Source organism: Mycobacterium sp. 1164985.4, from assembly GCF_001668575.1.
In the GTDB taxonomy this organism is placed as follows: Bacteria; Actinomycetota; Actinomycetes; order Mycobacteriales; family Mycobacteriaceae; genus Mycobacterium.
This window is the reverse complement of the sequence record NZ_LZMD01000016.1, coordinates 1-17507: the sequence shown is the minus strand read 5'-3', so window position 1 is coordinate 17507 and position 17507 is coordinate 1. Positions and strand designations below refer to the sequence as shown.

At 66.6% G+C, this 17507-nt stretch carries 12 protein-coding genes and 2 pseudogenes; 10 read left to right on the top strand and 4 right to left on the bottom strand.

The window, feature by feature from the left end; translation table 11 throughout:
• Positions 1-150 precede the first annotated feature (150 nt).
• The 8 genes from A5650_RS01895 to A5650_RS01860 all read left to right on the top strand — a co-directional run bounded on the left by A5650_RS01895 (position 151) and on the right by A5650_RS01860 (position 7302).
• A complete protein-coding gene (locus A5650_RS01895; protein WP_044544301.1) occupies positions 151-483 on the top strand; it encodes a hypothetical protein in 333 nt (110 codons plus the stop codon).
• A 249-nt stretch (positions 484-732) separates the two neighbouring features.
• Complete coding sequence (locus A5650_RS26260; RefSeq protein WP_178359818.1) at positions 733-1185, top strand: hypothetical protein; 453 nt, start codon at positions 733-735, stop codon at positions 1183-1185.
• 53 nt (positions 1186-1238) lie between these two features.
• Complete coding sequence (locus tag A5650_RS01885) at positions 1239-1688, top strand: PaaI family thioesterase (RefSeq protein ID WP_084032456.1); 450 nt, start codon at positions 1239-1241, stop codon at positions 1686-1688.
• Entirely contained in the window at positions 1685-2356 is a 672-nt protein-coding gene (locus A5650_RS01880; protein ID WP_044543340.1) for a TetR/AcrR family transcriptional regulator, read from the top strand. Before A5650_RS01885 ends, A5650_RS01880 begins: the two co-directional genes overlap by 4 nt.
• A 79-nt stretch (positions 2357-2435) precedes the next feature.
• On the top strand, positions 2436-2864 hold the full coding sequence (locus A5650_RS01875) for a DUF6188 family protein (RefSeq protein ID WP_044544298.1): 429 nt from the start codon (positions 2436-2438) through the stop codon (positions 2862-2864).
• A gap of 115 nt (positions 2865-2979) precedes the next feature.
• Positions 2980-6066 (top strand): MMPL/RND family transporter, encoded by a 3087-nt coding sequence (locus A5650_RS01870; protein ID WP_172831639.1) that lies wholly within the window; start codon positions 2980-2982, stop codon positions 6064-6066.
• Between the two features lie 217 nt (positions 6067-6283).
• Positions 6284-6868 (top strand): recombinase family protein, encoded by a 585-nt coding sequence (locus A5650_RS01865; RefSeq protein ID WP_044543338.1) that lies wholly within the window; start codon positions 6284-6286, stop codon positions 6866-6868.
• A complete protein-coding gene (locus tag A5650_RS01860; protein WP_065143231.1) occupies positions 6868-7302 on the top strand; it encodes a hypothetical protein in 435 nt (144 codons plus the stop codon). Before A5650_RS01865 ends, A5650_RS01860 begins: the two co-directional genes overlap by 1 nt.
• Positions 7303-8396: 1094 nt before the next feature.
• On the opposite strand, the pseudogene A5650_RS27580 reads toward A5650_RS01860, so the two are convergent.
• The 4 genes and pseudogenes from A5650_RS27580 to A5650_RS01840 all read right to left on the bottom strand — a co-directional run.
• Positions 8397-8552: pseudogene (locus A5650_RS27580) on the bottom strand (hypothetical protein); the annotation flags it as partial.
• Positions 8553-8656: 104 nt separating this feature from the next.
• Positions 8657-12085, bottom strand: coding sequence for a MobF family relaxase (gene mobF / locus A5650_RS01850; protein ID WP_044543337.1), 3429 nt, complete (start codon positions 12083-12085; stop codon positions 8657-8659).
• 367 nt (positions 12086-12452) lie between these two features.
• The gene (locus A5650_RS01845; RefSeq protein WP_231992463.1) at positions 12453-13604 is read right to left on the bottom strand and encodes a rep protein; all 1152 of its coding nucleotides are present in this window, start codon (positions 13602-13604) and stop codon (positions 12453-12455) included.
• 444 nt (positions 13605-14048) lie between these two features.
• Complete coding sequence (locus tag A5650_RS01840) at positions 14049-14411, bottom strand: hypothetical protein (protein ID WP_231992461.1); 363 nt, start codon at positions 14409-14411, stop codon at positions 14049-14051.
• A gap of 243 nt (positions 14412-14654) precedes the next feature.
• Here A5650_RS01840 and A5650_RS01835 point away from each other — a divergent pair, with 243 nt between their 5' ends.
• Positions 14655-15242, top strand: a complete 588-nt coding sequence (locus A5650_RS01835) for a hypothetical protein (RefSeq protein WP_065143234.1) — start codon at positions 14655-14657, stop codon at positions 15240-15242.
• A 51-nt stretch (positions 15243-15293) separates the two neighbouring features.
• A pseudogene (locus A5650_RS26670) lies at positions 15294-17507 on the top strand (hypothetical protein); the annotation flags it as partial.

Sequence of the window (17507 nt, the reverse complement as noted above, 5' to 3'; positions counted from 1 at the left end):
GGCTGTCAAGGCCGTGCCGCCGCTGCGCGGTCGACCACGGTCGAGCCTTGACAGCCCCCACCACCACGCACCAACAGCGGCCACTACGAGGAAGGACATCCAAGCGAAGGAGCTCAGCAGATGTCAGCAGGGAGTCATACCGTGGAAATCATGAACGCGAACACGCCGCCGGCCGCCCCGCCGCCGCAGCCGGGTTCCGTTGAGCACTGGGCAGCATGGCTAGACAGATACGGCGACGATTACGCCACCGACGACGAACGCCGCGCCGCCTACCAGGACTTCACGACCAACCTCGCCGAGATGCAAGCCGTCTTTTCACAGCCGGAGGACATGCACGTGGCTGGCTATCTCGAAGCTCAGGAGCGGGTGGCCAGCGGCGACGCAGACGGTCCCGACGACGCCGAGGTATGGGTTCCGGTCGATCTCAACAGCTTCGCCCGCGCGGATTGGCTCGAAGGCTTCCGCTCCCACTTCGAGCCATAAAATCCCTGCTCATCCCCGAAAATGCCCGCTTGATCACCGGCGTCTGCATGCACGCTCGTTAACGTCTCCGGGCATGTGCATCGACACGTTCAATCGCTCGCGTGGACGCCGGTCATCCAGCGGAACCTGCCAACCGGCCAGGGTCGCGCCGAGAATCGGTGTGAAGGTACAACCGCCGCTCCACGACCGGCCCACCGCCGTCACACAAATCAGCCGCGCGAGGCCGCTCCCGGACGACCGGAGCATGTCGTGACCGCTCGCCACATCTACGTCGACGAAACCAAGCAACGCGACTATCTGCTCGTGGCCAGCGTCCACGTCACGACGGAGCTGGCCGCACTGCGTCAGCTGATACGAGGCCTGCTCCTTCCCGGACAACGCTACCTGCACATGAAGGACGAAAAAGACGGCCGCAAACGCACCATCGCCCAGGCCCTTGTCGACGCCGGCGTACAAGCCACCATCTACCGCGCTGGCGCCCACCACCGCAACGAACGCCAACGCCGCTCAGCGTGCCTACGCGCCCTCATCGAAGACCACGCCAACGCCCGCGACGCACACATCGTGCTCGACGAGGACGAAACTGCTGTCGTTCACAGGTTCACCTCGGCATTGAATTTCGGGCGATGTCGTGAACGACAGTCTAGCCGTTGTGGTACTAAGAGTATCGCAGCGAAACCAATAGTACTGGGAGCGGTTTAGTGCCTGAAAGCGCGGCGCCGTCGGAACGGCTGCCTTCTCACACCCCGACGTGCATGGGGTGCGGCCCGGACAATCCGCACGGGCTGGGGCTGGTGGTCTATCGCAGCGCCGACGTGGTGTATGCCGATGTGACCTTCGATGAGCGCCACATCGGGGCCCCTGGCTTAGCCCATGGTGGGGCGGTGGCGGCGGCGTGCGATGACGTGCTGGGCTTCACGCTGTGGATCGCCGGCACACCGGCGGTGACGCGCGCTCTGACGGTGGAGTATCTGCAGCCGGTGCCACTGCACCAGCCTCACCGCATCACCGCGCATATCACCGGCCGTGAGGGGCGGGCGCTTCATGTCGCGGCGGCAGGGGTCCAGGAAGGCGTTACTCGGTTTACCGCGAATGCGGTGTTCGTCGTGGTCGACACCGCGCATTTCGCCGCTCACGGCGACATCAGTGGATTTGGTGAGCTTCTCGAACAGTTCTCGCGCCGCGGCGGCGACCAAGCATCATGACCGCCGCCAGCGCGCGGGTTAGCAGCGAAACGGTACAGGCTCAGGGGGTTTCGGCTGGCGACCAGGGCCACACAGCTGGCGGGCTGCGTTCACGCGCCTCCGCACGTCGCCGGGAAGCGATTATGGATGCCGCGCTCGCTGTTGCTGCCACCGGCGGCTACGACGCGGTCCACATGCGGACAGTTGCCGAGCGGGTCGGTATCGCTGTGGGCACGCTCTACCGATACTTTCCAGCCAAAACCCATCTGCTGGTGGCGGCGCTGATCCGAGAGTTTCAGCGCCTCGATGTATCCGGGGACTGGGCCACCGGCGCCTCCACGCCGCAGCAGCGACTGGACCGGCTCACCGAGCACCTGCACGATCGCTGGCAGCGTGACCCGCTGTTGACCGACGCGATGACACGCGCCTTCGTCATGGCTGACACCCGCGCCGCCGCTGAACTCGACCGCGCCGCCGCGGCGATCGAAACCCTGTTGGCCCGCACCCTCGCCGGCGGTGAACCCACCCCGGCCGATCTGCGCCTCGCCGGAATCGTCGCCGATATCTGGCTGGCCAATCTCGTGGCCTTCATCAGCGACCGGGTGTCAGCGGCCGAAACCCGAGACCGCATCGATCGGGCCACCCGACGAGTCGTCCACCAGGCGAATGCGGGCAGCATTACACCGTAACGATACTTTCAGTATCGCAGCGATACCATTGGTAGTACTATTCGGGGTGCGGCTCACCGATGCGCCGAAGGAGACGGCCATGTACACCCAATGGATCGAAGACTGTGTCGTACAACGCGTCTCTGTGCGTGACGGCCTGGTTCTGGACCTCGATGACTACAACGAAATCGTCATCTCGCGCCCCCTGATACTGACCCTGCCCGCTGTCGACCGATTTCCGGTCGAGGCCGTCCTCATCGACCCTTTGCGAATCTCGGTGTACGAGCGCCCCTTGCTCAATTTGGCTGGCGCGGTGTGCACCCAGGCCTGGTCCGACGACGAGGGAGGACTGCACCTGAGCTTTTCACGTGGACACCGCATCGACGTCGATCCCGACGCTGAGGAGACCGCGTGGGAGCTGTACGGCAAACGTCACGGCTACATGGCGTGCCTGCCCCACGGTCGGGTGCGCGTGGTGCGCCACGACGTGCCCGAGGACGACAACGCCAACATCGTCAACCCGCGGTAGGCCGCTTTTTCGGGCGAGCTGGTGTCCGACGCACCGGCGCCGCCTTTGTGCTACATGCTGTAGCGTAGCGATACCGACAGTATCGTTGACTCATGGAGGTTCGGTGACCGACGGCATGACCGATTCCCCCGGCCCCGCCTCGCAAACTCAGCGCCGCGGTAACGACTCTCGCGACCCGGCGGACAACCGCGAGTACAGCGCCCGGCTGGCAGCCCTGGGTCGGTTCACCCTCCGCCACAAAGCACTGGTCATCGGGGCCTGGCTGGGCACGGCCGTGGTGTTGGCGTTGCTGTTTCCGCAATTGGAAACCGTGGTACGCCAGCAGTCGGTGGACCTCATTCCCCGCGATGCGCCCTCCCTGCAGACGGTGGAACGCATGAGCACCGCCTTCGGCGAAGAAGGGTCGAAAACCCTGCTCTTTGTGGCCATGGAAGACCCCAACGGTCTGACACCGGCAGCACGGCAGCGCTACGACGAACTCGTCGCCCGGTTGCAGGCCGAGCACGACCACGTTCTGCTGGTTCAAGACCTGCTGGCCGATCCGGTCACCGAAGCGCAGGCCCTCAGCCCCGACCGCAACGCCTGGTACCTGCCGGTAGGGGTGACCGGCACACTGGGAGACCCCACCGCCGCCGAGTCGGTGAAGGCGGTGCGCAGCATCGCCGCAGAAGTATTCGCCGGATCAACGGTCACCGCGCAGGTGACCGGACCGCCAGCGACGTTCAGCGACATGATCGCCTCCGCCGAGCACGATCTGCTGCTGATCTCGATCGCTACCGTCGGCATCATCGCCCTGATCCTGCTGATCGTCTATCGGTCGGTGTTCACCGCGTTGCTCCCGCTGCTGGTGATCGGGCTGAGCCTGGCCGTCGGACGCGGTGTGCTCTCCGCGCTCGGGGAGATGGGTATGCCCGTCTCACAGTTCACCGTGGCATTCATGACCGCGATCCTGCTCGGCGCTGGCACCGACTACACCGTCTTCCTGATCAGCCGCTACCACGAACAGCGCCGCGCGCAGGTACCCCCCGACCAAGCCATCATCCACGCCACCGCCAGCATCGGACGCGTCATCCTCGCCTCCGCCGCGACCGTTGCCTTCGCCTTCCTGGCCATGGTCTTTGCCCGACTCAGCGTCTTCGCCGCCCTCGGCCCGGCGTGCGCCATCGCCGTCCTGTTCGGTTTCCTGGCCACCGTCACCCTGCTCCCGCCAGTACTGGCGATCGCCGCCAAACGCGGCATCGGGGAACCCAAATCCGATCGCACCCGCCGCTACTGGAACTCGGTGGCCGTGGCCGTGGTTCGTCGCCCCGTGCCGCTGCTGATCGTCAGCCTCGTCATCCTGCTCGCACTGTCCGCGGTCGCAGCAACCATCAAAATCAGCTACGACGACCGCAAAGGTCAACCAGCCAGCACCGCAAGCAACCAGGGCTACCAGCTGCTGGACCGACACTTCCGCAAAGACATCGTCATCACCCAATTCCTCGTCGTCGAAAACCCCACCGACATGCGCACCGGCAAAGGACTCGCCGACCTCGACGAAATGGCCTCCCGCGTCTCCCAAGTCAGCGGTGTCACCAAGGTTTCCGGAGTCACCCGCCCTACCGGGGAACGCCTCGACCAAGCGGAACTGGCCTGGCAAAACGGCCAGATCGGAGACAAAATGGCCGGCGCAGTCGCCGAGGGCAACGCCCGCAAAGGCGACCTCGCCAAACTCACCGACGGCGCCGATCAACTCGCCGGCGGGCTAGCCCAACTCGACACCACCGTGCGCACCGCCCTGACCCCCCTCGCCGTAATCCTCGGCCAAGCACAATCCGCCGGCACCCAGATCAACCAGTTCCGACCACTACTGCAACAACTTTCGGCCACCGCCCCTACCGCCGATCAAGCCATCCAAGCTGGCCCCGGCCTGCGACCGCTGGCCGAACAAGCAGCGAACGCGATCACCATGCTCGACCCGCTCGTCGGCGCCCTCAACACCTCGCCATGGTGTGCGACCACACCGCAATGCGCCCAGATCCGCGACCAAGTACGAATCCTGACCACCCTGCGTGACGGCGGATTCTTCGACCAGATCGCCGCCCTCGGCGACCGCTACAACCCCGCCACCAATGCCACCGTCACCGGCACCCTCACCAACGTCCAAAACGCGGTCGCCACCCTGGACAAAGCGTTCGGCGCCCTCGGCAACCCCGACGACCTGGCCGCCAACCTTCGCCGCCTCCAGGACGGAATCGGCCAACTCGCCTCCGGCGCCCAAGCGCTCGCGACCGGTGTGCGCACCCTCGCCGACAGCAACATCGAAATGCTCTCCGGCATGAGCCAAATCGCGACCCAACTGCAAAACTCTGCACGCGCAGCCAAGGACTCCGACTCATCGAGCGGGTTCTACCTGCCCACCAACGCCTTCGAGAACAGGCAATTCACCGACGTCGCCAAACAGTTCCTCTCACCCGACGGCAAGACCGCGCGCTTCATGATCGAAACCAGCTACGACCCCTACAGCGTCGAAGCCATGGACCTCGCCAACCAGATCACCCACACCGCCAGCACCGCACGACCCAACACCTCACTGGCAGAAGCCACCGTCTCCGTCGCCGGCTTCCCCGCCGTCAACTCCGACATCCAACGATTCCTCTGGGCAGACTTCGCACAGTTGGCCATCGCCACCACCCTCATCGTCGGACTCATCCTGGTCCTGCTGCTGCGCGCGCTCCTGGCACCGCTCTACCTGCTAGGCACAGTCCTGCTCAATTACCTGGCCTCCCTCGGCATCGGCGTCCTGGTCTTCCAATGGGGATTCGGCCAGGAAATCGCCTGGCCCGTACCGCTATTGGCGTTCATCATTCTCGTTGCCGTCGGCGCCGACTACAACATGCTGCTCGTCTCACGCCTGCGCGAAGAATCCGGCCGAAACATCCGTGTCGGCGTCCTGCGCACCGTCGCAAACACCGGCGCCGTCATCACCTCAGCAGGTCTAATCTTCGCCGCCAGCATGTTCGGCCTCATGGTCGGCTCCGTCGCCATCATGATCCAAGCCGGCCTCATCATCGGCGCCGGACTGCTACTCGACACCTTCGTCGTACGCACCCTCACCGTGCCCGCCATCGCCACACTCCTACGCGAAGCCAGCTGGTGGCCCCAGCGACCCACACGACAACAACCAGCCCTACCTTCGAACCCAGCCGAAGCACACCCATGACAAGAATTCGTTGCCATTCTCGCCCTACTGATCAGCGAGCCTGAGCCCTTCACGTCCCACGCCGCGCATCCGTTGCGTGTCCCATTTCTAAAGAAGTGAGACGGCCCCACATGGCCCGCGTTGTGGTCACATCGCGCCAGGTCGCGGTGTCTCATTTCTTGTCTCACACGGCGTGTCTCAGATCCTCGATGTCAGAGGACAATGAGACGGTAGCGGTGTGACAGCGATTCTCGGATACGCGCGGGTCAGCACCTTGGGCCAGGACCTCGATGCACAGCTCGCCGCGCTTACCGCCCAGGGCGTCGAATCCGGCCAAATCTTTACCGACAAGCTGTCGGGTGCGGTGAACACCGTTCGGCCGGGCCTGGCGGCCCTGCTGCATTACGCCCGCGAGGGCGACACTGTGGTGGTCACCGCCATCGATCGACTGGGCCGATCCGTCGCGGAAGTAACCCGCACCATCGCGGATCTGAGTGAGCGCCGAATTCTGTTACGCGCCTTACGTGAAGGTGTGGACACCGGCACACCAACAGGCCGTGCGGTGGCCACCATCATGGCGACGCTGGCCGAGCTTGAACTCGAACTCGGCCGTGAGCGTCGCGCTGCCTCGCGCGACTCCCGGCGAGCCCGCCAACTGCCGGCTACCAAGCCGGCCAAATTGACCCCCGAACGACAAGAACAGCTGCGCCGCCTCGCCGGGACGGGCGAACCCGTACACGAACTTGCCCAAGCGTTCGGGGTGAGCCGGGCGACGGCCTACCGCTACCTGGCCAAACTCAGTTCTCAGTCAGGAATCGCGTGATGGCCGCCGAGGATTTGCATCCCTCCACTCACCTGCGGGCCGCAGCGTGGGTCCCCGATGACGTCGAAGATCGGCCGTGGGAGGAAGCCGTCGCCCTGGCCGCCGACTGGATTTGGGAACGCAGTCGCGAGGAGGAGCTAGCGCCGCTGCTGGTGAGCAACGCGCAAAACGCGGCGACCTTTGGTTATGCCGACCTCGACGAGATCATCCGAGCGGGGGGTCACGCCACACCCCAGAGCCGTAGCCGACCCGATCGCGGTCCGGTTCTGGCGTTCGTGCCAGACGAACGGTCGTTGCACTTCGCGATGGGCTTGGCTCGGGGCTATTCGCTTGCTGTCGTCGAGGGCTCCACGCCCTTAGCCGAATGGGCTGCTGGCGCGGCCGCGATCAACCTGCTGACCGGGCAGGTCACTACGTCCCCAAGTCGACGATGATGTCCGCAAAGACCTTGATTCCGTCATTTTCTACGGCGGTCGTAACGGCTGGACAGGGGCAGATGAAAAGGCGCAAGTGCGGCGGTTTCTAAGCGATCACATCAGCGGCGGTCGACTGACTCCCGATCAGGCCGCTGCGTATGCCTTGTCGTCGCAATCGGTGTCCGACCGCGGAGCCAAGCGACTGCGCGAGCTGCTCAGCCGCAATCGGTGATCACCACGCTTCGAGTGCTTCTAAAATAGTCGTTTCAGGGACACATCCATAGCCCGCTGCACCCACCGCGCTGGTTCGGCGGTTTCCCACGCGGTTAACATCGCCTGCCTATGGCGTCGTTGAATGTGCAGGAGGTCCGTGATGACCTGGACGGAGCGCTGGCCCGCGTCGGGCAAGGAGAATGCCTTCTGGTGATTGGAGATGACGGCCAACCCATTGCCGAGCTGCGCTCGGTCAGGCGAGGACAGGCGGGGCGGCGGCGGCAAAGGCAGGTCCCCCCGCCACGCCACCCAGTCCTGGGAGCTGCCTTCCGCGACGGCACGACAGGAATTGAGGCTCTGCGCGACGACTAACGTCGGACTCGCACGACTCGTCTTCCCAGGGAGTGACAGCCCCGCTGTCGCGCCTTGGCGTGACCGGCGTTCCATCCTCATCGGACATCCGGATGGTTCGGCGAGGCGTGTGAGTTGTCATACCGATCCTCCGCAATCCAGATTGTCGGAGATCGTTGAAATGGCTTCTGGTATCGACGAAAAGGGAATGGCCGAGTGGAGCTGGTCAATCTCGTCACTAGATAAGTCACGACCTGCCCACGCGCAGAGCTGTTCGTAGGTCAGTGTGATTGATCTGTTGCTCATCTCAGGTCCACCTTCGGCGTACATCTTCGCGACAAGCGGCAAAGGCAGGTCCCCGTGCCACGCCACCCAGTCCTGGGAGCTGCCTTCCGCGACGGCACGACAGGAATTGAGGCTCTGCGCAAAGCGGACACCACGTTGGTGTCCAGTAGGTAGGTCACAGCTCCGGGGGTGCGGGCGATCAGCGGGAGGCGCTCCGGCTCGACGTCGAAGTCGCTGTGAGGGCTGTCGTCGGCTAGGGCGTGTCAACGATGGTGATCTCTTCTTCTGACACCCCCGCGCGGGAGGATCGCGCGGGCGTTCCGTACCGCTCGGGCGACCTGCTGCTCTTCTTCGGAGTCATACGGGTAGGCGGGGTTGTCTATCACTGCCGCTGCATAGGCGGCGTCGAGGTCGTCGTCAGCTTCGTCGCTGCCTGACGAGTCCGGCGAGCTGGTGGCCACACGGACGAGCGTAGCGAGCCCGTCCCGACAACGAACGGTTCTAGGAAGCGGTGGTTTTTGGATCAGATGTCCAGGCCGTAGTCGTTGTCGAGGTCTCGTCCGCGGTCGCGGTGACGCTCGGTGACGTCGCGGATGCGGGTGAGTTGGTGCCAGCCGCGTTGGTGGGTGGCACGGTGGCGGTCGATGTCGGCGGCTAGTTCGGGGTCGGCGATGGTGAGTGCTGCGGCGCGGGCGGCGGGGTCGATGTCGTGGTGGTGAGCAGCCCAGGGGAGGTTGAGTCCGTCGAGGAGCCGACGCGAGGGGCCGGGTTGGTCGTCGTCAACGAGCAGCAGCCGGGCGTGATGGGCGGCGGCGTGCTGGGCGATGCGGGCCAGGTCGGTGGGGCGCGCGGCTGCGGCGTTGTCGATGATGAGGACTGCGTCGCGGGGCATCGGGGTGGTGGTGAGCCGTTTGGGGTTGTAGGGGACGACCATCCATCCCCGCTCTGTGTATGGCGGCTCGGGTGTGGGGGAGACGACCACGACGGCGCGGTCGCGGGCCTTGGCGGCGGTGTGGGTGTCGGTGATGAGTTGGTCGAGGTCCTCCCGGTTGCGGGAGTGGGCCGTGGTGACCGCGTGGGCGTAGGGCACCGCCAGCGGTCCGGCGGGCAGGGGGTCGCCGCCGTGGCGGCCAGCCACAGCGAGGATGTCGGCCAGGGCGCGATCGGCGGTCTGCTTTGCTGCGCGGTGGCGGTTGTCAGCGGTGCGGCCGCGGTCGTGCCGGTGGGCCCGCCGTAGGTCAGTGACGACGCGCCGGTGGTGGTCGAGGTGGTCGGTAACCTCGGCGGGCAGCTGGGTGTGTTCGGCTGCGGCAGCGGCGGTTTCGGCGATGGTGGCCGAGTCGCGGTCGCGTCCGAGGATGGTTCGCAGCGCGGCGGCGGCCTGCGCGGTGGTGCCGCGCACGCGGGTATGGGTGTCGATATCGGTGGTGGTGGGTGCGTGTTCGTGGTCGCGTTCTCCGGTGGGCTGCTCGTAGAGGTAGACGTTGTTGGTGTGGCGGCCGCGGGTCATGGCGACGTAGGCGGTGCGCCGGTTGGCCAGCCGTGAGGCCACGCCAAGTAGTGCGTGGGTGGTGTCGGCGGTGGCTCCTTGGGCTACGTGCACGGTGAGCACGTAGCCCAGGTGCACGTGCTTGCGCAGGTACTCACCGCTGAACACGGCGATGGCATCGTCGCCGATGCGGCGGGCCGCGAGCCGGTTGTTGTCGGGGTCGACCTCGTCGAGGACTTCCCAGCGGTTGCCGTTGCGGACCGGGGCGGGATCGGGTTGGCCGGCGCGGGCCGGGCGGATAGCGATGGTGGGGTCGCTGTCGCGGGTGACGATGAGGTCGCCGGCGGCGATGCGGTGCTGGCGCGCGGCGGCGACAGTGGGGGCATCCGGGTCGATGCGGTCGCGGTGGATGCGTTCGTTGAGTGGGTCGGCGACTTCCCAGCGATCGGCGATCAGCAGGGCGTCGCGGCCGGCGTCGAGATCGGCGCGCCAAGCGGCCAGGGCGTCATCGGCCATGGTGACTTCGTCACCGACGTTGAGTCGGCCGCTGCGGCGATACCAGCCCACGGCGCGGCGCACCGCGGCGGCGCCGCCGTGCCGTACCGCCAGGGAGGCGGATCGTTCGTCGGGGTCGCGCATCCGCCACACCTCGGACAGGTGTTGTGCCCAGGGCAGGTCGGTGCAGAGTTGTTCGAAAGTGCCGGCGCGTGCTTTGACCGGTTCGAGCTGGCGGGCATCACCGACCGGAACAATTTTGACCCCGGCCTCGGTGGTCGCGGTCAACAACTCGCGCAGCTGCTGGGTGCCGACCATGCCCGCCTCGTCAACGACCACGAGGGTGGGTGCGGCAGTCAGCTGTAGGGTGCCGCGGCGGTGGCGCTCCAGTGCCGCCGCGATCGTCATGCCCGCGCCGCCGGCGTCCTCACTCATCGCCTGATCGACGGCGCGGTGGGTAGGCGCGAGCACCAGCACATCGCCGCCGGTGCGGCGCATCGCCGCCCGCAGCGCTTTGAGGCTGTGCGTCTTGCCCGCGCCGGCGGGCGCGGACAGCGGCTGGATCAACCACGGCGAGGTGGCGATGTTGGTGATGGCCGCACGCTGATCCGGCGACAGCGCGGCGGTGTCATCACGGCGGATGGGGATCACCGCGCGCTGCGATCGGGCCGGGGTCAAATCGATGATGGCGCGTTCCTCGGCGAGCAGCTCGGCGGCGGTGTAGCGCACCGATCCCTCCCGCTGATGCGGCGCACGCTCGGCGGTCACCGCAATCAAAACCTCGTCGGCCAGCGTCTCCACCAGCTCGCGCGGCGACACGCCAGCCGTGGCGGCGGCGCCCACTGGCAGCCGGGCTGCGATGGCCTCGATGAGATCGGCGCGGGTGAACGTCGCCGCCGTATGGATGCCCGCGACCGCCTGGCGCGCCACCTCCCGCACATCCACCCCGGCCGCGGCCCGACGCATCTCGCGGGCCTGCCGCTGCGCCTCGGCATCGATGCCGAAGCCGCGCGGATCGGCCGCCCAGCCGGCCCGCAACTGCGCCCGCGACAGACTCTCGGGCTTACGCGGGCGGGTCGCTTTCTGCGCCACGCCAAGCTGCGCCGCGGTCGGCTCCTCGTCGGCCAGCACAAGGTTGCCGCGCGCCCAGTCCTCGAGCTGGCTGGAACGCTGCGAGAACGCTTTGATGGTGGCGCGGTCAACGCCCGCCACTTCCGCCATGCCGGTGTCGGGATCGATCGGACCCCATTCCAGGGCAATCGAGTTGATCAAGTGCGACCGCAACGACGCTTGATAGATCATCCCGGCGGCGCGCGCTTCGTGGAACAGCGACGTGCCATCCAGCGACACCAGCCGGCCATCGGCGCGGGCTTGCCGGTTGGGCACGATCACGTGCGTATGCAGGTGTGGATCACCCGCGCGTGAGGTCTCGTGCTGAAACGCCGCGGCCACGATCCCCGGCAGCCGCACAAGATCCTTGCGGCCAGTGTGCGGATTGTGCGTGCGCGTGTAACCGGCATGCGCGGCGAGATACTTCATCGCCTCGCCGATGGCGTAGGCGTGCGCATCAGCGACCGCCTTGTCGGTCACATCGTCACCGAGCGCACGCAACAACGACATCGATTTCGGCGCGCAAAACGTCAAATCGAACCCGTGCACCGACCCCTCACGGAAGGCCCGGCCAACCTCACCGCAGGGCGCCACCCCGTCGTCGAGCCACCGGGTTACCACGTCCAGATCGGCGTCGCCGCCGAGCGCCTCGACACGCGTCAACCCGACCAGTTCGGCGGCGCGCTGCGCGTCCTCACCGACCACCAACCATGTCGGCAACCGGGTCTCCGACTCGCTGTAGTACTCGCCGAGGCCGCCGTTTCGAGCACGATCATCACGCGCCGCAGCCGTCGCCTCACGGGCGGTGTCGACGTAATACGACACCGACCAGCGGCCCAGCTTCGCGATCGTCAGCACCCGCGCCCAACACCTCCCAACCCGGCCACCCACGGGCCAGGGAGCTCGCCGCCAGGCGCGCTCCCGCCTATGATCGCACAACTTGTGCAAATGTGCCATGGTGTTGAGGCGCTGGGACAAGGTGAGCACTGTGGGGCCTGAACTGGTGTGGGGCGGTGGGGGTATCGAAGGGAAATGGGCTGGCTGTGGGTGAGCAGAGGAGAAGGTGGGGTTGACAACAACGAGGTATCGGGCGGGGCGAAGAGACAGGAGAAGGAATCAAGTAGCGCTGCGGAGTGGTGAAGAAGAAACACACGCGGGCGCGCCCGGTGTCACCGCCCGAAACTTAGGCACACTAGTTAGGTTGGCTTGAAAAGTGCGGGAGCAGTTAGCGCGCCGTTTCGGAACCGCTGGGCGCGTCGTCGTCGACGAGGCGATCGAGGTGACGGAAGAAGGCCTCGGCGTCGGCGTGCTCGGTGCACTCCTCGCGCCGCCAGCGCCGCACCGCAGCTGACCGAGTAATAGCCTGCTCGGGTTCGTTGGGAAGGGGCGGCGCCATGGGCTCGACGATAGACCGTCGCGCGTGTGCGTCTGAACGCGCGCACGGAGTGCGCGCAGGGCGGGTGCGTTGTGTGCGTTCGGTGAGCACCTGGCGGATGTGTTCGCGGGCGGCGGCGATGCGTGCCTGCGCTGCGTCGGTGAGCGTCGCCCTGGCCGGCGTCTGGTCGATGCGGGTGGCGGCGTAGCCGCCACCTTTCGGCGGTGCTGGTGGTGTGGTCCAGGTGAGCCGGCGTAGACGGCTGGACAGAAATGCGCCGGGACTGGTGATCTCGTCGGGCCAGTTCCAACCGCGGGTTCGCATGTCGGCGTCCAAGGCATCGGTGATTGCGCGTGCCGACCACAGCGCCGGGTCGATGCCCGCGGCGGTAAGCGCGTCGCAGATAGCGCCGATGTGGCCGCGGCCCAGACCGTGGGTACACGCGACCAGTTCGGCGGCGAGCCGCTGGGCGGCAAGTGGTCGCGGCGTGGTGCGCCAGTGCCGCGCTGGATTGGGTTTTTGTTGGGGACTATTGGCGGCGTGTGCGCGTGCGCGCACGCTTGGTGAGTTGCTCCCTACGGGAGATAAAAGACCATCACCGCCTGACGGCGGTAGGTGGAAATCGTGCACAGGCTGATCGTCGGCCGGCCGGGGGTCCCGGCGCGACACCAGGTGGTACACCGAGGGGCGCCGGCCCACGCTGGGGGTGGTTGGCGAGCCGTGGCCGCGCTGTGCCTCCACGGCCCAGCGCGACACTCGCAGCACCCGCCACGCCGCGGTCACCGTGCGCACGTCACAGCCCACTGTGTCGGCGATGGTGGCGCGAGTGACCGCCACGTGGCGGCCGGTGGCGTGATCGGCGTGCTCGGCCATCACCGCCGCGATCGCCAACAACGTGGCCGCGGTCATCGACACCCGCTGCTCCGCGCACAGCTGGGCCAGCGCCGGTGACTGCGCCCACCGCCGCAGACCGTCCAACCATGACGCGCGACTCGTCCACATGGGCGCGCGATGTCCGACCGCGCTCGCGCCCGCGCGCAGCACCCAGTCCCGCCGACCCTGCGCCGTCTGGGCGCGCTCGACGTGCGGGCTGTGCGCGGCATGGACCGCCCCGCCGAGCGGCGTCGGTGAAGAACACGCCCGATGAGTCGGTCGGGCGGTGAGAAGATCACGATTCGCGCACTTGCTGCGCGGCGTATCTGGTACTGCGGGCAGGCGTGCGCTACCGTGAGACGAGTCCAGCAAGACACGTCCCTTTCAGGGGCAACGGGTGCGGACCCGGACCTGAGTTGGCGCTCAGGTCAGTACCTCAGACAAGGCCCCTACGGGGGCCTTCGTCATGTCAGCGGGCGAATCCGCACACCAGCTATTGAGATGTCACATCTGCCAAGGCCCAGCCGTCGAGCACGGAACAAACGAACTTGGTGGCCAGGCCCTGGCGGGGTCTCACATCGCCAGCGGCAAAACCTCCTCTACGCGATTGAGTGTGCGGGCGTACTGGGGTAGCCCGACATGGACCGCGAGGACGTCAGCGATGTGCGGGGAAACTTTGTGGTCGGGTGCTTCTGCCGTGAGCCGTTCAGATACCTCGCGGTGCGGGCGGACCATGATCCGGCCGTATTTATCACCCCGAAGCGCCTCGATCTGTCGGGTGGAGTTGATCGACGGCTGGTTTAGTTCTCGGACATGCTGGGGCAGCCCGACATACAAAGCGAGTACGTCTGCGACGTATTGCATAACCGAGGAGGCGCTGGCCTCTGAGGCCATTTCGACGATGCGTTGAGTGACCGCGGGATGGGTTTTGACCATGTGCGCTGCGCGGTCACCTTTGCTTGGACGAGCCATATTGCCCACTCTGTCAGTCGAGGGGTTTTGGAAACGCGCGACACGCCGATGCGGACAGATCATGGCCAATCCCGAGCGGCTACGGCCAGGTCCGGGTTGTTCACCCTTGTATGACTGACGCGAAAACAAATCGATCAATAGCAGTCATCACGTGAACGCTTCATTTGAACTTTGTTGTCTGACTTGGGCGTTGGGGGTGTTCGGCGCGTGCTTTTGTCAGTGCGCGCCAATACGCTGGCCCAAAAAGCCAGCGACCTCAGCGAGGGGGAAGACGTGCAGCATCCGCCAGCCGATCTCGGCGGCCCACCGCCCTCGGCCCCGAACCGTCTGGGGCGAGGCGGACTCATCGCCATCGTCGCTGCCACAGCTCTGATCTCCGCCGGGCTGGGAACCGCTATCGGAGCCATGGCCATCAAGTCCTCATCGCCCGATGCCGCCGCGCAGGCTGTTCAGCCCGCAAATGATGCAGGTGCATCAGCCAGCGGCGACACCCACGCCCAGGACGTCGGGCTGTGCACGCGCTACGCCACCATCAACAGCGCGATGCCGAGAAAGGACAAGAACGCGGCCGAACTGCTGCCCGGTGTGGGCGCGTTAGAGACGGCTCTGCATGAGTTCCCCAGCGCGAGTCCCCAGATTCGAGAAGCGGTGGCAGAACTGGTGTCGGTCTACTACGCACGGATGGCCGCGTACGCACCCGTCCGCACGCGTGGGCTGGCTGAACCGCGACCGCACAGCGCAGCAGAGGAGAACGCAGCGAGTGACCGTGTGTGGAAGATTTGTGGTCTCGGCTGAGTCTGTCGTGCATTGTGCGCACAGCCCGAACACCCAACGGAGGCAATAGAAATGCCCGCAGCATCGGGACAGTCAGCCAACAACATCCAGGTCGAGGCGCAGGCGCTCATCGCCGACGGTGCCAACACCGCGGCCGAGGCAGGGGCGGGCGGGGTAGGTGTCAGCGGTGGCGGCGCTGGTGATATTCAGCGTCCGCCGGGTGTGGCCGCCGCGATGGCGATCGGTGAGTTCTGGCCGAGCATCTCCGAGAACGACATTCAGCGTGTGGTCGATGAGCACCGGGCCGCTGAGCAGCGGTTGTCCGACTACGGCGACACGCTCAAACGCAAACGGTCCGAGAGTCCAAACCTCTTGCAGGGGCAGGCCGGCGATGCGCGGGTCGAACGGCTCACCGAGATGATGAATCATGCCTACGCCGTGGCGGATCATCTCGGTTCGAAAGCCGTTACCGGGGAGTCCTACAAGAGCACGGTGGTCGGGCTGAAAACAGACCTAACGCGCATCGGGGATGCCGCTCAAAAGGCTTGGGAGGCAGCACAAACGGCCAAGACACCGTTCTCTGTTGCCCCATACAAAACAGAAGCGGCAACAGCACAGTCCGTCGCACTGGGAGACATCGCCGCGACCCCGCCACCGACCCCTATGCCGGGCGAGGACAGCCCGCGTGACGGAACACAGGCAGGGCCAACAACCACCGAAAACGAATCTGCCGTGGACGAGCCGCGAGAGAAAGCCGACCGCGACTTGGGGTCGGCGGCGGACACGGTAAGCGACGCCAAGGGGGCCGGGGATGAACACCTCCAGGGTGACCAAGCGAGAGTCGCTGACGAAGTGGTCGAGGTGGATCACACAGCCACCGGCAACGAGTTTGCGGACGCACCAGCGCCAGTAGCTGGCGAGGTCGAGCGACCCGTGACGCCCCTGGCCAGTCCCGTCACGTCGCCTACAGCTATACCCCAGATGGGCAATGCGGGCAGCGGGGTGGGCTCGGGCATGGGCGGCGTGGGCTCGGTACGGCCGCCGCAAATGCCGACCGGTTTGAATCCGTTGAGCGGGAGTTCGTTGAAGGATGCGGCGACGGCTCCGGCGTCGTCGATGTCGGAGGCGCTGTCGAGTAATCCGAATTTGTCGAGTGCGGCGAGTAGTTTCCAGTCGGGTTTGGCGTCGGGTATGGGCGCTTCGGGCGCGGTGTCTCCGACACCATCGTTGGAGAAGTTCGCCGGCCCGCATCCTTCTTCGGCGGCGGCGTCGCCCGGTGGTGGGCAGGTTCCGGTGGTTCCTGCTCAGGGAGGGGGCGCGCCGACCCCGGCACCGGCCGCGCCGGGTGCACCGGCCCCGGCCGGCGGCGGCGGTATGGCACCGGTTCCTCCTGGCGGCGGTGGTGGGGGTGGTCTGATGCCGTATGTGCCGCCCGGTGGCGGTGGTGGTGCTCCGGCACCGAGTGCGGCGACGTTGCCGACCTCGGCTCAGCCGCCAGGCACGTCAGCGCCGCCGCAGCAGAGCGCTGGTGGGCCGCCGGTTGTGGCGTCGAGTTCTGGGTCTGGTGCGGCGGCTGGTGCTGTGGCGGCGGGCGAGCCGCTGCCGAGTGCGGAGCTGGTGTTGGCGCGGCGGATTCTCGATGGTCTGGTGCGCGGTACCGAAGTGCGGAAGGAGTTGCTGAACGGCGGCTGGGTGGAGTGGGCGGTGTCGGTGCTGGCGTTGCCGACCGGTCAGGTGGTGGCGATCGCCTCGACGGTTGGCGACGGTGCCTATGTGCCGCCCGGTGTGGTGATCCCGGCCTCGGCGACGTTGGCGGTCTATGACCACGCACTGCCGATCGACTGGGCGCACCGGTTCGTCGGGGTCCGTGCTGCGGCGAAGCTGCTGGCGGCGCACGCCGAGGAGCTGGCGCGGGTGACCGATGTTCGGCCGCGCGCGCTGGTGAGCTCGGAGCTGGGGGTGCAACAGCCACGGGAGTGGGTGGGCGAGTTTGAGGCGGTGCGTGACGCCGATATCCGCCGATCGCCGGGTGAGGCGCCAACGGCTGGTGGTGGCTACCGGCATCGCTTGGAGGCGGTGGCACCGGATATCTGGGCCAAGACGCAGCTGGTGCTGGGTGAGGCGATGTGGCGGCGGGTGGCCGAGGCGGTCGCGCAGACGGTGCTGGACGAGGCCAAGGCTGTGGAGGCGGATCGACCGCCGATGACCCCGCCGCTGGTGGACCCCTACGACCGGCGTGAGGTGGTGGAGCGGCTGGGCGCGGGCCAGCCTGTCGACTGGGATGCC

What these genes read in the sequence shown, in the direction of transcription:
- A5650_RS01885 (WP_084032456.1), top strand. Translation starts at nt 1,239, where the DNA reads ATGGGGTGCGGCCCGGACAATCCGCACGGGCTGGGGCTGGTGGTCTAT.
- A5650_RS01845 (WP_231992463.1), bottom strand. Translation starts at nt 13,604, where the DNA reads ATGTGGACGAGTCGCGCGTCATGGTTGGACGGTCTGCGGCGGTGGGCG.
- A5650_RS01875 (WP_044544298.1), top strand. Translation starts at nt 2,436, where the DNA reads ATGTACACCCAATGGATCGAAGACTGTGTCGTACAACGCGTCTCTGTG.
- A5650_RS01880 (WP_044543340.1), top strand. Translation starts at nt 1,685, where the DNA reads ATGACCGCCGCCAGCGCGCGGGTTAGCAGCGAAACGGTACAGGCTCAG.
- A5650_RS01860 (WP_065143231.1), top strand. Translation starts at nt 6,868, where the DNA reads ATGGCCGCCGAGGATTTGCATCCCTCCACTCACCTGCGGGCCGCAGCG.
- A5650_RS01840 (WP_231992461.1), bottom strand. Translation starts at nt 14,411, where the DNA reads ATGGTCAAAACCCATCCCGCGGTCACTCAACGCATCGTCGAAATGGCC.
- A5650_RS01895 (WP_044544301.1), top strand. Translation starts at nt 151, where the DNA reads ATGAACGCGAACACGCCGCCGGCCGCCCCGCCGCCGCAGCCGGGTTCC.
- A5650_RS01870 (WP_172831639.1), top strand. Translation starts at nt 2,980, where the DNA reads ATGACCGATTCCCCCGGCCCCGCCTCGCAAACTCAGCGCCGCGGTAAC.